13 protein-coding genes are annotated in these 12,351 nt (G+C 55.4%); 8 read left to right on the top strand and 5 right to left on the bottom strand.

The window, feature by feature from the left end; translation table 11 throughout:
• The first annotated feature begins 1 nt into the window (after position 1).
• A complete protein-coding gene (rluA, locus tag ABRZ28_RS03685) occupies positions 2–679 on the top strand; it encodes a bifunctional tRNA pseudouridine(32) synthase/23S rRNA pseudouridine(746) synthase RluA (RefSeq protein WP_319604778.1) in 678 nt (225 codons plus the stop codon).
• A 72-nt stretch (positions 680–751) separates the two neighbouring features.
• Here the strand turns inward: rluA and djlA are convergent, their stop codons facing one another.
• Positions 752–1,618, bottom strand: a complete 867-nt coding sequence (djlA, locus tag ABRZ28_RS03680) for a co-chaperone DjlA (protein ID WP_319604668.1) — start codon at positions 1,616–1,618, stop codon at positions 752–754.
• Between the two features lie 186 nt (positions 1,619–1,804).
• Here djlA and lptD point away from each other — a divergent pair, with 186 nt between their 5' ends.
• The 6 genes from lptD to apaH all read left to right on the top strand — a co-directional run bounded on the left by lptD (position 1,805) and on the right by apaH (position 8,601).
• Positions 1,805–4,165 carry an LPS assembly protein LptD gene (gene lptD, locus ABRZ28_RS03675; RefSeq protein ID WP_319604669.1) on the top strand — a complete coding sequence of 787 codons (2,361 nt, stop codon included), beginning with the start codon at positions 1,805–1,807 and terminating at the stop codon, positions 4,163–4,165.
• Between the two features lie 97 nt (positions 4,166–4,262).
• On the top strand, positions 4,263–5,558 hold the full coding sequence (surA, locus tag ABRZ28_RS03670) for a peptidylprolyl isomerase SurA (RefSeq protein ID WP_330519517.1): 1,296 nt from the start codon (positions 4,263–4,265) through the stop codon (positions 5,556–5,558).
• Positions 5,558–6,559 carry a 4-hydroxythreonine-4-phosphate dehydrogenase PdxA gene (gene pdxA, locus ABRZ28_RS03665; protein ID WP_330519516.1) on the top strand — a complete coding sequence of 334 codons (1,002 nt, stop codon included), beginning with the start codon at positions 5,558–5,560 and terminating at the stop codon, positions 6,557–6,559. Before surA ends, pdxA begins: the two co-directional genes overlap by 1 nt.
• Entirely contained in the window at positions 6,552–7,370 is an 819-nt protein-coding gene (gene rsmA, locus ABRZ28_RS03660; RefSeq protein WP_330519515.1) for a 16S rRNA (adenine(1518)-N(6)/adenine(1519)-N(6))-dimethyltransferase RsmA, read from the top strand. Before pdxA ends, rsmA begins: the two co-directional genes overlap by 8 nt.
• A gap of 14 nt (positions 7,371–7,384) precedes the next feature.
• On the top strand, positions 7,385–7,762 hold the full coding sequence (gene apaG, locus ABRZ28_RS03655) for a Co2+/Mg2+ efflux facilitator ApaG/CorD (protein WP_319604673.1): 378 nt from the start codon (positions 7,385–7,387) through the stop codon (positions 7,760–7,762).
• 2 nt (positions 7,763–7,764) lie between these two features.
• Positions 7,765–8,601, top strand: a complete 837-nt coding sequence (gene apaH, locus ABRZ28_RS03650) for a bis(5'-nucleosyl)-tetraphosphatase (symmetrical) ApaH (RefSeq protein ID WP_330519514.1) — start codon at positions 7,765–7,767, stop codon at positions 8,599–8,601.
• A gap of 56 nt (positions 8,602–8,657) precedes the next feature.
• On the opposite strand, the gene folA is transcribed toward apaH, so the two are convergent.
• The 3 genes from folA to ABRZ28_RS03635 all read right to left on the bottom strand — a co-directional run bounded on the left by folA (position 8,658) and on the right by ABRZ28_RS03635 (position 10,485).
• Positions 8,658–9,140: a type 3 dihydrofolate reductase gene (folA, locus tag ABRZ28_RS03645; protein ID WP_319604675.1), complete on the bottom strand. Its 483-nt coding sequence runs from the start codon at positions 9,138–9,140 to the stop codon at positions 8,658–8,660.
• Between the two features lie 107 nt (positions 9,141–9,247).
• Complete coding sequence (locus ABRZ28_RS03640) at positions 9,248–9,718, bottom strand: threonine/serine exporter (protein WP_319604676.1); 471 nt, start codon at positions 9,716–9,718, stop codon at positions 9,248–9,250.
• Positions 9,709–10,485 (bottom strand): threonine/serine exporter family protein, encoded by a 777-nt coding sequence (locus ABRZ28_RS03635; RefSeq protein ID WP_319604677.1) that lies wholly within the window; start codon positions 10,483–10,485, stop codon positions 9,709–9,711. The genes ABRZ28_RS03640 and ABRZ28_RS03635 overlap by 10 nt, the downstream gene beginning before the upstream one ends.
• A gap of 163 nt (positions 10,486–10,648) precedes the next feature.
• Between ABRZ28_RS03635 and ABRZ28_RS03630 the strand changes: the two genes are divergently transcribed.
• Positions 10,649–11,263, top strand: a complete 615-nt coding sequence (locus tag ABRZ28_RS03630) for a LysE family translocator (protein ID WP_319604678.1) — start codon at positions 10,649–10,651, stop codon at positions 11,261–11,263.
• A 37-nt stretch (positions 11,264–11,300) separates the two neighbouring features.
• Here ABRZ28_RS03630 and ABRZ28_RS03625 read toward each other — a convergent pair whose 3' ends face one another.
• Positions 11,301–12,233: an SDR family oxidoreductase gene (locus ABRZ28_RS03625; RefSeq protein WP_319604679.1), complete on the bottom strand. Its 933-nt coding sequence runs from the start codon at positions 12,231–12,233 to the stop codon at positions 11,301–11,303.
• Positions 12,234–12,351: the final 118 nt, after the last annotated feature.

Raw genomic sequence — 12,351 nt, 5'->3', positions numbered from 1 at the left:
AATAGCCTGGAGAAAGGCATTATCGATGGAACCTTACAATCCCCCCACCGATCCCTGGCTGCACATTCTGTATCAGGATCGGCACATCATGGCGGTGAACAAGCCCAGCGGCCTGCTCTCGGTTCCCGGCCGCGCGCCGGAACACAACGACAGCGTGATGAGCCGTATTCAGGCGAACTACCCTGACGCCCAGTCCGTGCATCGTTTAGACATGGCGACCAGCGGCGTCATCGTCGTCGCGCTGACCAAAGCCGCCGAACGTGAATTAAAACGCCAGTTTCGTGAACGAGAGCCCAAAAAATCCTACATTGCCCGCGTCTGGGGATGGATGGAATCGGATGAGGGCTTAATTGACCTGCCGCTGATTTGCGACTGGCCGAACCGGCCGAAACAGAAAGTCTGTTTTGAACAGGGCAAAGCGGCGCAAACCGAATATCAGGTTCTGGCCCGCGACGGCGACGGCACCACGCGCGTCAAACTGATGCCGATCACCGGACGCTCCCACCAGTTGCGCGTCCACCTGCTGGCCCTGGGCCACCCGATTCTGGGGGATGGTTTCTATGCCCATGAGCAAGCCAGAGCCAAAGCGCCGCGCCTGCTGCTCCACGCGCAGGAACTGCGCATCACGCATCCCGAATTCAACACGCCGATGCATTTTCGCTGCGAAGCGGATTTTTAGGATTTTTATCATTGGCCGATGGGAAGGCTGTGCGGACAGAACAAGAAAAGGCGAAACGGCGGGGACAGGGAATTATTTAAACTGATTGGCGCTTTTCAGCAATTCATAGGCGGCCTGAATATCCTGAGCTTTGCGTTTGGCCATTTCCATCATGCGCGGCGACACCCCTTTCGCCACCAGTTTATCCGGGTGATGTTCGCTCATCAGCTTACGATAGGCGCGCTTAATCGTCGCCGCATCGTCATTGCGATGCACGCCCAGCGTACGGCAGGCGCTCTCCAGCGTGGGGCCGCGCGGGGGCGAGGGCTGGCGATGCCCGCCATAGGAGTATCCGCCGGACGACTGACCGCGCCGCTGATAAGACTTTCCGTCCTGTCCGGCGCCGGATTCGGACTGGCTGGCCGCGCCTTCCATATTGCGCAGAAAAAATTCAAACTGCTCGCGGCTTACGCCAAGTTCGTCGGCAATAACATACAGCATACGTCTTTCGTTCGGATGCAGCGCCCCGTCGACAAAAGCGACCTGAATCTGAATATCCAGAAACATCTTAATTAAATCAAAACGTCCCAGACAGGCATCACGCAGTTTCCGCAATTTAAGACGCAGCGGAAAATGACTGGATTTCCCCTCGCGGAAGGCCTGTTGCGCCGCCGTTCGCGCGGCGCCGAACAGCTCCAGCCGATCCATCATTTGGGTGGCAATCCGGATATCGGCTTCCGTAACCCGCCCTTTGGCTTTGGTCAGATGCCCCATCGCCTGAAAAGTCGTGAGGAAAAACAGTGACTGGCGAGTGGATTGAGCGGAAAAAAAGTCACGGCGACGCGATGCCCTGGCCCTGTCGACCATGTGTCCCATCAGCAGTCCCAGCACGATCCCCCAGATGCCGCCGCTGGACATAATCCCCAGCACCAGCCCCAGCAACTTTCCCCAATACCGCATATACTCCTCAAATCCTCATGCCGTCGGCTAAAAATTGCTTTATCATACCCGTCATTTATCTTTGCACCTAACGGCAGCGCTTATAAAACAGTGGGGATTTAACACTGGCGCAACGCTGATGACTGATATAGTCTCTGACCGTTTGCCGGCGTGATGCCTCCGATAACGGAATACCTGATACAGCGTATGAAAAAAAGTTTTCCAACCCTGCTGGCCACCCTGATTTGGTCGGCGCTATACAGTCAACAATCGCTGGCCGATCTCGCCGAACAGTGCATGCTGGGCGTCCCCACGTACAACCGGCCGCTGGTCACAGGCGATCCGAATCAATTACCGATCAATATTCAGGCCGACAAAACCGAAGCCAGCTATCCCGACAGCGCCCGATTCATCGGCAATGTCAACATCGAGCAAGGCAACAGCGTCCTGACCGCCGAGCAGGTGGAGCTCGACCAGATCGGATCCGATAGCCAACGCTCGCCCACCCGCACCGTGACCGCGACGGGCAATGTCCGCTACGATGACAACCAGGTCATCCTGAAAGGCCCTAAAGCCTGGTCGAACCTTAACACCAAAGACACGGATGTGTATGAAGGCGACTATCAGATGGTTGGTCGTCAAGGGCGCGGCGCGGCCGACAAAATGAAAATGCGCGACAATAGTCGCTACACCATTTTGGAAAACGGCACCTTTACCTCCTGCCTGCCCGGAGATAATAGCTGGAGCGTCGTCGGTTCGGAAGTGATTCAGGATCGGGAAGAACAGGTGGCCGAAATCTGGAACGCGCGCTTCAAGATCGGCAACGTACCGGTATTCTATAGTCCTTACCTGCAATTACCGATTGGCGACAAGCGGCGCTCAGGCTTCCTGATCCCCAACGCCAAGTACGGCAGCAGTAACGGCTTTGAGCTTATCACGCCATACTACTGGAATATCGCCCCGAATTTCGACGCCACCATCACGCCGCATCTGCAAACCAAACGCGGTATGCAGTTGCAAAACGAATTCCGCTATCTGACCGCGCCCGGCGCCGGCACCATCCAGTTCGACTGGTTGCCCAGCGACGACGAATACGCCAAAGACGTCCCCGATGACGACAACGATACTCGCTGGCTGTTCCACTGGGAACACAACGGCGTGCTGGATCAGGTATGGCGCTTCAACGCCGACTATACCAAAGTCAGCGACGATCGCTACTTCACCGATCTGGACTCGCGATACGGCTCAAGCACCGACGGTTACCTGACGCAGAAATTCAGCACGGGCTACGCCAATCAGAATTGGGACACCACGCTATCCGTCAAGCAGTTCCAACTGCTTTCCAGCTCAAGCAGCCGGGACGTCTATCGCGCCGAACCCCAGCTCGATATCAATTATTACCAGAATGATATCGGCCCGTTCGATATGCACCTTTACGGTCAGGCGGTAAAATTCACCAACGTGAATACCAACCGGCCGGAAGCGACGCGTCTGCATTTTGAACCGACGATCAACCTTCCGCTCGTCAACCGTTGGGGCAGCCTGAACAGCGAAGCCAAATTGCTGGCGACGCATTATCAGCAGACCAACCTTGAGCGTTACCAGGCCGATTCGTCGGTTGCCGACAGCGCTAAAAATGATTTGAAGGATTCGGTCAATCGCGTAATGCCGCAGTTCAAAGTTGACGGCAAAATGGTGTTCGATCGCGAAATGGACTGGGCGGCGGGATACACCCAGACGCTGGAGCCGCGGGCGCAGTACCTGTATGTGCCGTACCGCAATCAAAGCGATATCCATACGTATGACTCCACGCTGTTGCAATCCGACTACTCCGGTCTGTTCCGCGATCGGAGTTACAGCGGCCTGGATCGCATCGCGTCGGCAAACCAAATCGCAACCGGGGTCACCTCCCGAATTTATGATGACGTTTTGGTTGAACGTTTTAATGCCTCTGTAGGTCAAATCTATTATTTTAATCGCCCTCGCACCGGCGATAGCAATATGTCGCTTGACCGCAGCGATGATAACGGCAGCATGGTATGGGCCGGCGACGCTTATCTGAAGGTCGATGACCGTTGGGGCTTACGAGGAGGGTTGCAGTACGACGCCCGCATCAATAAGGTGGCGCTGGGCGATGCCGTGGTGGAATATCGCAAAGACGCTGAACGGCTGGTACAGTTGAACTATCGCTACGCCAGCCCTGAATATATTCGGGCAATGCTGCCGAACGTGCAGAATCCCGGTTTTCAGCAGGGAATTTCGCAGGTGGGCGTCACCGCCAGTTGGCCAATCGCCGACCGTTGGGCCGTTGTGGGCGCTTACTACTATGACACCAAGGCCAGTCAGCCCGCCAACCAGTTGATTGGCGTGCAATATAATACCTGCTGCTGGGCCGTCAGTATCGGCTATGAACGTAAAATTACCGACTGGGACAGCGCCAGAGCCAACAGCGTTTACGACAACAAAGTGTCGTTTAATATCGAATTACGTGGTTTAAGCAATAATTACAGTCTGGGCTCCGAAAAAATGCTGCGTTCAGGCATTTTGCCTTATCAACGCGCGTTCTGATAAACAGAACGGCGCGCGGAAAGAAACCGTTGCGACAGACAGACTGTGTCAATGAAACTTCTAAGCCCGCCTTGCGGATGAAATAAATGGGAAAGGTATGAATAACTGGAGAACGCTTATTCTCGGATTGGCACTGACAGCCTCTACCGCGTTCGCAGCGCCACAAGTGGTTGATAAAGTTGCCGCTGTAGTGGATAACGGCGTTGTATTAGAAAGCGATGTGAACAGTCTTTTTCAGTCAGTCAAGCTGAACGCGCAACATGCGGGTCAGCAATTGCCGGATGACGCCACGTTGCGTCATCAGATTATCGATCGTCTGATTATGGATAACATCGTCCTGCAAATGGCGAAAAAGATGGGTCTTCAGGTTACGGATGAGCAACTGGAACAAGCCATCACCAATATCGCGTCCCAGAACCGCCTGACGCTTAACCAGTTGAAAAGCCAACTGGCTTATGAAGGCATTAACTACAACGCCTATCGCGAACAGATTCGCAAAGAGATGCTGATCGCCGAAGTCCGCAATAATGAGGTTCGTCGCCGCGTCAGCGTTCTGCCGCAGGAAGTCGATGCGCTGGCGAAACAGATCGCCAACCAGACGGGTGAGGATGACGAGCTGAATTTAAGCCACATCCTGCTTCCGTTGCCGGAAAACCCCACGCAGCAACAGGTGGATGAGGCGGAGACCCTGGCCAATTCGCTGGTGAAACAACTCAACGAAGGCGCTGATTTCGGTAAACTGGCTATCGCCTATTCCGCGGATTCTCAGGCATTGAGCGGCGGGCAGATGGGCTGGGGTAAACTGCAAGAGATCCCGACGCTGTTTGCCGAAAGACTGATGCAGGTCGAGAAAGGGCAGATTGTCGGCCCTATCCGTTCCGGCGTGGGTTTCCACATTTTGCGCGTCAACGATATTCGCGGCGGCAATCAAACGGTATCGGTCACTGAATTCCATGCCCGTCATATTCTCCTGCGGCCGTCTGTGGTGATGACCGACGACCAGGCACGGGAGAAACTGGCGGAAGTGGCCCAGCAGATCAAAAGCGGCAGAGCCGATTTCGTTTCCCAGGCGAAACAATTGTCGCAGGATCCCGGTTCAGCCAACCAGGGCGGCGATTTGGGTTGGGCTTCCCCCGACATGTACGATCCGGCTTTCCGCGATGCGTTGGTGAAATTGAAAAAAGGCGAGATCAGCCAACCGGTTCATTCCGCCTTTGGCTGGCACCTGATTCAACTGCTGGATACCCGTCAGGTTGATAAAACCGACGCGGCGCAAAAAGAACGTGCATACCGGATGCTGTTTAACCGGAAATTCGCCGAAGAGGCGCAGACCTGGATGCAGGAACAACGCGCTTCGGCTTATGTGAAAATTATTGATGGCGCAAATAATTAATGCACACTGAAAGCAGTACGCAACGCGTTGTGATTACGCCCGGCGAACCGGCCGGGATCGGCCCCGATCTGGTGATTGCGCTGGCGCAACGGTCATGGCCGGTGGAGTTGGTTGTTTGCGCCGACCCTGACCTGCTGATGAGCCGCGCGCTGCAACTACGCTTACCGTTAACGTTGCAGTACTACCAACCGGGGCAACCCGCGCAGCCGCAGCGGGCCGGGAGTCTGACGATACTGGCGATCCCCGCCCCCGCGACCGTGGCGGCGGGAGAGCTTAACGTCAACAACAGCCCTTATGTCGTCGATACGCTGGCGCGGGCCTGCGATGGCTGCCTGAACGGGGAATTCGCCGCCCTGATTACCGGGCCGGTTCACAAAGGCATTATCAACGATGCCGGCGTGCCGTTTAGCGGACATACCGAGTTTTTCGCCGATCGCAGCCATTGTAAACGTGTCGTCATGATGCTGGCGACCGAAGAGTTGCGCGTCGCCCTGGCGACCACGCATCTGCCGCTCGCCGACGTTTCCGCCGCGATTACCCGGGAATGTCTGCACGAAGTCGTTACTATTCTGCATCATGACCTCCAGACCAAGTTTGGTATCGCACAGCCGCAAATCTACGTCTGCGGTTTGAATCCTCACGCCGGTGAAGGCGGTCATATGGGCCGTGAAGAGCTGGACGTCATCACACCCACGTTAGACGAACTACGCCGGCAAGGCATCGCCTTGATTGGCCCGTTACCCGCGGATACGCTGTTCCAGCCGAAATATCTGCAACATGCCGACGCGGTGCTGGCGATGTATCACGATCAGGGGCTGCCGGTTCTGAAATATCAGGGATTTGGCCGCGCGGTCAATATCACGCTGGGCTTGCCGTTCATTCGAACTTCGGTCGATCACGGCACCGCGTTGGAACTGGCCGCTACCGGCGCTGCCGATCCCGGCAGCTTTACCACGGCATTAAACCTTGCCATCAAAATGACAACACACATTAATGAATAATCGAGTACACCAAGGTCACTTCGCCCGTAAACGCTTTGGGCAAAACTTTTTGAGCGATCGTTTCGTGATCGACAGCATCGTTTCGGCGATTTATCCGCAACCCGGTCAGGCCATCGTTGAGATCGGCCCCGGCCTGGGCGCGTTGACGGAACCGGTCGGCGAACGCATGGATCGGTTTACCGTGATCGAACTGGATCGCGATCTGGCCGCTCGGTTGGCAACCCATCCGACGCTGAAAGATAAGCTGACCATCATTCAGCAGGATGCCATGACGGTGGATTTTTCGGCATTAGCAGAACAGGCAGGGCAATCGCTGCGGGTATTTGGTAATCTGCCCTATAATATTTCCACACCGCTGATGTTCCACCTGTTCAGCTATACTCAAGCTATTCGCGACATGCATTTTATGTTGCAAAAGGAAGTGGTTAACCGTCTGGTCGCCGGCCCCAACAGTAAGGCTTACGGTCGCTTAAGCGTGATGGCCCAGTATTACTGCCAGGTGATCCCGGTGTTGGAAGTACCGCCTACGGCGTTTAAACCGGCTCCGAAAGTCGATTCAGCCGTCGTCCGTTTGGTTCCTCATACACAGGTTCCGTATCCGGTGAGCGATATTCGCGTATTGAGCCGGATTACGACTGAAGCGTTTAACCAGCGTCGTAAAACGCTGCGCAATAGCCTGGGTAATCTCTTTACGCCCGCGCAACTGGCTGAGTTGGGTATCGATTCGGGCTGTCGGGCCGAAAATGTTACGGTTGAGCAATACTGCCGATTGGCGAACTGGCTGACCGAGCATCCTACAGCACAGGAATAACTGGAGTTGTCGTGATGATTAATGCGCCCCGCGTTTGTGTACAGGTTCAGAGTTTCTACGTCGAGTCTCAGTCACAGCCTGATGAAGAACGTTTCGTCTTCGCTTACACGATTACTGTCCGCAACCTGGGGCGGCATGAAGTCAAACTTTGCGGTCGTTACTGGTTGATCACCAACGCCAATGGACGTCAGACCGAAGTTCAGGGCGAAGGCGTGGTTGGCAAGCAGCCGGTCATCCAGCCGGGAAGCGAATTTCAGTACACCAGCGGCGCGATTTTGGAAACCCCGTTGGGGACGATGGAAGGGCATTACCAGATGCTCGATCATCAAGGCGACGCTTTTCAGGTCAGTATTCCCGTATTCCGTCTGGCTATTCCCTCACTGATACATTAATTATGTCTACTTATTTGATTGGCGATGTTCACGGCTGTTTGGTTGAACTCGAAGCGCTATTGGCGCAAATTTCCTTTAACCCCGAACAAGATACGGTATGGCTGACCGGCGACCTGGTCGCCCGCGGCCCTGACTCGCTTGGGGTGCTGCGTTTTGTCCGCTCGCTCGGCGCATCGGCCCGGGTGGTTTTGGGCAATCACGATCTGCATCTACTCGCCGTCTACGCGGGGATCAGCCGCAACAAACCCAAGGATCGGCTCAATACGCTGCTGGATGCGCCGGACGTCCACGATTTGATTAACTGGCTGCGTCGGCAGCCGCTTTTGCAGGTTGATGAAGAGTTAAAGCTGGTGATGGCGCATGCGGGGATTACGCCGCAGTGGGATCTGGAAACCGCCAAAATGTGCGCGCGCGAAGTGGAGTCTATTTTGAGCAGCGATAGCTATCCGCTGTTCCTCGACGCCATGTACGGCGACATGCCGAATCACTGGAGTCCTAAACTCAGCGGCCTGCCCCGCCTGCGTTTCAGCACCAACGTCTTTACCCGCATGCGCTACTGCTTCGCCGGCGGTCAGTTGGATATGATCTGCAAGGAGCCGCCGACTCAGGCGCCCTCTTTGCTGAAACCCTGGTTCGAGCTGCCCAGCCAGGTCGCGGGGGAATATGCCATTGCTTTCGGCCACTGGGCATCGCTGAACGGCAAGGGGACGCCGGAGAATATCTACGCGCTGGATACGGGCTGCTGCTGGGGGGGAGAACTGACGATGCTGCGTTGGGAAGATAAGCAATACTTTACGCAGCAATCCCTGTCTCATTCCGATGCGGATAATATCCAATAATCCGTCAGCCATAATGACTGGGCGCAGTCTCCGTACTGCGCCTCGGACAAAAATCTCTAGTTTCTTTGCAGAATTTCGAAACAATAGCTATGAGAGTTGCGCTCATCCGCATCATGAAATTCGCTGAACGTGGACTGCCACTCATCAGGTTCATAATCCGGAAAATGCGTATCGCCTTCCACTTCCGCGTCAATATGGGTCAGGTACAGACGGTCGGCCAGCGGCAACATCTGCTGATAAATACTTCCGCCGCCGATCACCATCACTTCCTCCGCCTCTCCGGCGGCTGCTATGGCGTCATCCAGTGAAGAGACCCAGGTGACGCGCTCATCATCGCCGGGATGACTGCTGACGACAATATTCAGTCTGCCGGGCAATGGCTGGCCGATAGAACGGAAGGTATTACGACCCATGATGATCGGCTTCCCTAATGTATTGCGCTTAAACCATGCCAAATCCGCCGGTAAATGCCACGGCATGGCATTTTCCATGCCGATCACACGATCCACAGCCAATGCGGCAATCAAACTAATAACCATGGTGAAACCCTGTAGGTCAGAAAATTGCTGACACTATACGGAAAGCCCCCGCCCTCGTCGATACGCACTACCGGCCAAATAACAATATAAGAAGGCTCCGATGAGAATTACACGCCGGGCCGTTTGCGATAGAGCCATATTCCCGGCAACGACAGGCCGATAGACAGCGCGCCGACGATAAAGCTGGTCTTCAGGAAATTGGTCACCATGACGCTCATTAATTCTTCGCTGTAGCCAAGATGCGAAATCTCCACCACGGAAATCATGGCGGTATAGGCCGAAATCCCCGGGAACATCGGGATCACCGCGGCCACGGTAAACACCTTGGGATGCGCCAGCAGCCAGCGCGACCAGCGAATACCGATGATCCCAATGGTAATGGCGGCCAGAAAAGACGCCCATTCGATGTTCAGGCCGAAATACATGGCGATAAACCGCACGCCATGACCCAGCGCCCCGAGCGCCGCGCAATAGTGCAACGCCCTGAGGGGAACATTAAAAACCATGGCAAAGCCCAACGCCGGCACGGCCGCCAGCGCCATATCCTGCAACAACGCCCACAGCAGACTTAAGCCCATCCGCGTAACCCCCACACGGCCAATGCCATGACCACGCCGATACAGGTCGACAACGTCAGCAGGCTGGCGACCATCCAACGGGCCAGCCCGGTATTGACGTGTCCTTTGAACATGTCGGCCACCGCATTAATCAGCGGGAAACCGGGCACCAGCAGCAATACGCTGGCCGCCATCGCCACGGTTGAGGTTTGCTGGAACAGGGGCAGCTTCATCAGCAACCCGGAGGCCGAGGTCGCCACAAACGCCGTAATACAAAAATTAATCAATGGATTAAACCGACGCCCGGTCAAAATCTGCCGGACATACATGGCCAGTCCGCTGGCAATCAGCGTCACCAGGAAGGCATCCCACCCGCCGCCATTCAAGCGGCTAAAGCAGCCGCAGGAGAGCGCCACGACCGTCACCATCAGCCAGCGCGGATAGCGCAGGGGTTTGATATGGGCTAAACGTTTTTCCACGCCTGCCACATCCAGCAAGTTATGCTCGGCCATAATCACCACATGCTGCACTTCGGTCACCACATGCATATTGATGCCGCGATCGATATTATTGCGCGTGGTGGTCAGGCAATGCCCCTGCATTATCGTGGTAAGCACGATGGCATTGGCCGAGATGGAACTCTCTACGCTATCAACCCCCAGTGCCACGCCAAGACGGGAAGATAACTTTTCCACAACCATACTTTCCGCGCCATGCTGTAGCAGCAACAGCGCGCACTGAATACACAACCGGGTAATATCCCTTTGCTGTGTTATATCACTGACCATGTTTTTATCCCGATTCTACGCACGGAAGAATAACCCTGAAGAAGGCAAGGCAACTTGTTAACATATTGCAGGCCAATAGCCAATATTGGTGATGCTAAATAATGACGACGGCGCTATCATTCTAACCGTTTTATCTTGCTATTTTCGCCACCTGGAACACATCATGCTCGAAACATCGCTATTTGTCGCCACCATTGCCACGCTGGGCATGCTTTCTCCCGGCCCTGATTTCTTTCTGGTCATCAAGAATTCGGTTCGCTATCCGCGCATCGCCGCGCTGATGACGTCGTGCGGCGTGATTTGCGGGGTGGCGACGCATATGGCGTACTGCGTAGCGGGACTGGCGGTGGTCATCACCACGACGCCCTGGCTGTTTAATCTGCTGAAATACGCCGGCGCCGCTTATCTGATCTGGGTGGGGATTCAGGCGCTGTTGTCCCGCGGCGCAAGTAAAATGAACCTTGCGCATTTATCGCCGCAGCGCGTCAGTCTGAAAAAAGCGTTTTTGCAGGGTTATTTGTGCAATCTGCTGAATCCGAAAGCGACGTTGTTCTTTCTTGCCGTCTTCACTCAGGTGCTCAGCGTCGATTCCGGCGTCGGCGAGAAACTCTGGTATGCGATGATCATCTGGGGGCTGTCGGTTATCTGGTGGCCGCTGCTGGTGGTGCTGTTCCAAAGCGGGCCGGTGCGTCATGCGTTGGAAAAGGCGCATAAGCTGGTGGATAAACTGCTGGGGACGGTGTTGGTTGCGCTCGGCATCAAGGTGGCGCTGGGTTAACCTGGTTAAGGCCCGCCGAGCGGGCCGTTTATATGGCTCAGAGCGTCCCTGTCCCGCCATCGGAGCACCATACCTGTCCTGAGGTATAGCTGCTTTCGGCCGAGGCCAGCGTCACATACAGCGGCGCGATTTCCACCGGCTGACCGGGGCGGCCCAACGGGCTATCGCCGCCAAACTCCCTTAGTTTATCCTGCGGCTGGCCGCCGCTCGGCTGTAAAGCCGTCCAATAAGGCCCCGGCGCCACCGCGTTGACGCGAATGCCCTTTTGCCCCAGCTGTTTAGCCAACGCTTTAGTGAAAGCGACGTTACAGGCTTTGGTCTGCGCGTAATCCAGCAGGATCGGACTGGGGATAAACGCCTGCACGGACGAGGTGTTAATGATGACGGAGCCGGCCTGCAAATGCGCCAGCGCGGCCTTTGTGATCCAAAACGGCGCATACACATTGGTTTTAAAGGTCGCGTCAAAATCTTCCGTGCTCAGCGTCTCAATGGACTCATTAAATTGCTGACGTCCGGCATTATTCACCAGAATATCCAGCCCGCCCAGTTTTTCAACGGCTTCCTTGACCAGACGCTGGCAGAACTCCTCCGTGCGGATATCGCCGGGGATGGCGACCGCGGTACGCCCTTCGGCGCGGATCAGCTCAATCACTTCCTGCGCATCGGATTCCTCTTCCGGCAGATAGTTAATCGCCACGTCCGCGCCTTCTCTGGCGTAAGCAATGGCGACAGCGCGTCCAATCCCAGAATCCCCGCCGGTGACCAACGCTTTACGGCCATTCAGCCGCCCGCTGCCCTGATAGCTTTTTTCGCCGTGATCGGGGAGCGGTTTCATTTTACCGGCTAGCCCCGGCGCCTGTTGCGGCTGATGCTCAAAAGGGGGCCGTGGATAAGCCGTCAATGGATCGTTGATGGCTTTTGGCAATCGCGTTTCTTTGGTTACAGGTTGGTTCTTTTCATTAAAACTCATGGTCGCCTCTTATTGCTGAACAACATTTACGGCATAAAAATTCAAACAACATAATAAGTGTAGACGATTATCTGGCATTCATCAGGGAAGGCGGGAAAAGACGAAAAGGGAAATGAGA

Source organism: Brenneria sp. g21c3 (assembly GCF_040240345.1).
GTDB lineage: Bacteria > Pseudomonadota > Gammaproteobacteria > Enterobacterales > Enterobacteriaceae > Brenneria.
The sequence above is the reverse complement of the archived record's forward strand: the minus strand, read 5'-3'. Positions and strand labels throughout refer to the sequence as shown.

Coding starts and splice junctions, on each gene's coding strand:
- djlA (WP_319604668.1), bottom strand. CDS start 1,618: ATGCGGTATTGGGGAAAGTTGCTGGGGCTGGTGCTGGGGATTATGTCC.
- apaG (WP_319604673.1), top strand. CDS start 7,385: ATGATTAATGCGCCCCGCGTTTGTGTACAGGTTCAGAGTTTCTACGTC.
- ABRZ28_RS03625 (WP_319604679.1), bottom strand. CDS start 12,233: ATGAGTTTTAATGAAAAGAACCAACCTGTAACCAAAGAAACGCGATTG.
- folA (WP_319604675.1), bottom strand. CDS start 9,140: ATGGTTATTAGTTTGATTGCCGCATTGGCTGTGGATCGTGTGATCGGC.
- ABRZ28_RS03635 (WP_319604677.1), bottom strand. CDS start 10,485: ATGGTCAGTGATATAACACAGCAAAGGGATATTACCCGGTTGTGTATT.
- ABRZ28_RS03640 (WP_319604676.1), bottom strand. CDS start 9,718: ATGGGCTTAAGTCTGCTGTGGGCGTTGTTGCAGGATATGGCGCTGGCG.
- rsmA (WP_330519515.1), top strand. CDS start 6,552: ATGAATAATCGAGTACACCAAGGTCACTTCGCCCGTAAACGCTTTGGG.
- pdxA (WP_330519516.1), top strand. CDS start 5,558: ATGCACACTGAAAGCAGTACGCAACGCGTTGTGATTACGCCCGGCGAA.
- lptD (WP_319604669.1), top strand. CDS start 1,805: ATGAAAAAAAGTTTTCCAACCCTGCTGGCCACCCTGATTTGGTCGGCG.
- ABRZ28_RS03630 (WP_319604678.1), top strand. CDS start 10,649: ATGCTCGAAACATCGCTATTTGTCGCCACCATTGCCACGCTGGGCATG.
- surA (WP_330519517.1), top strand. CDS start 4,263: ATGAATAACTGGAGAACGCTTATTCTCGGATTGGCACTGACAGCCTCT.
- apaH (WP_330519514.1), top strand. CDS start 7,765: ATGTCTACTTATTTGATTGGCGATGTTCACGGCTGTTTGGTTGAACTC.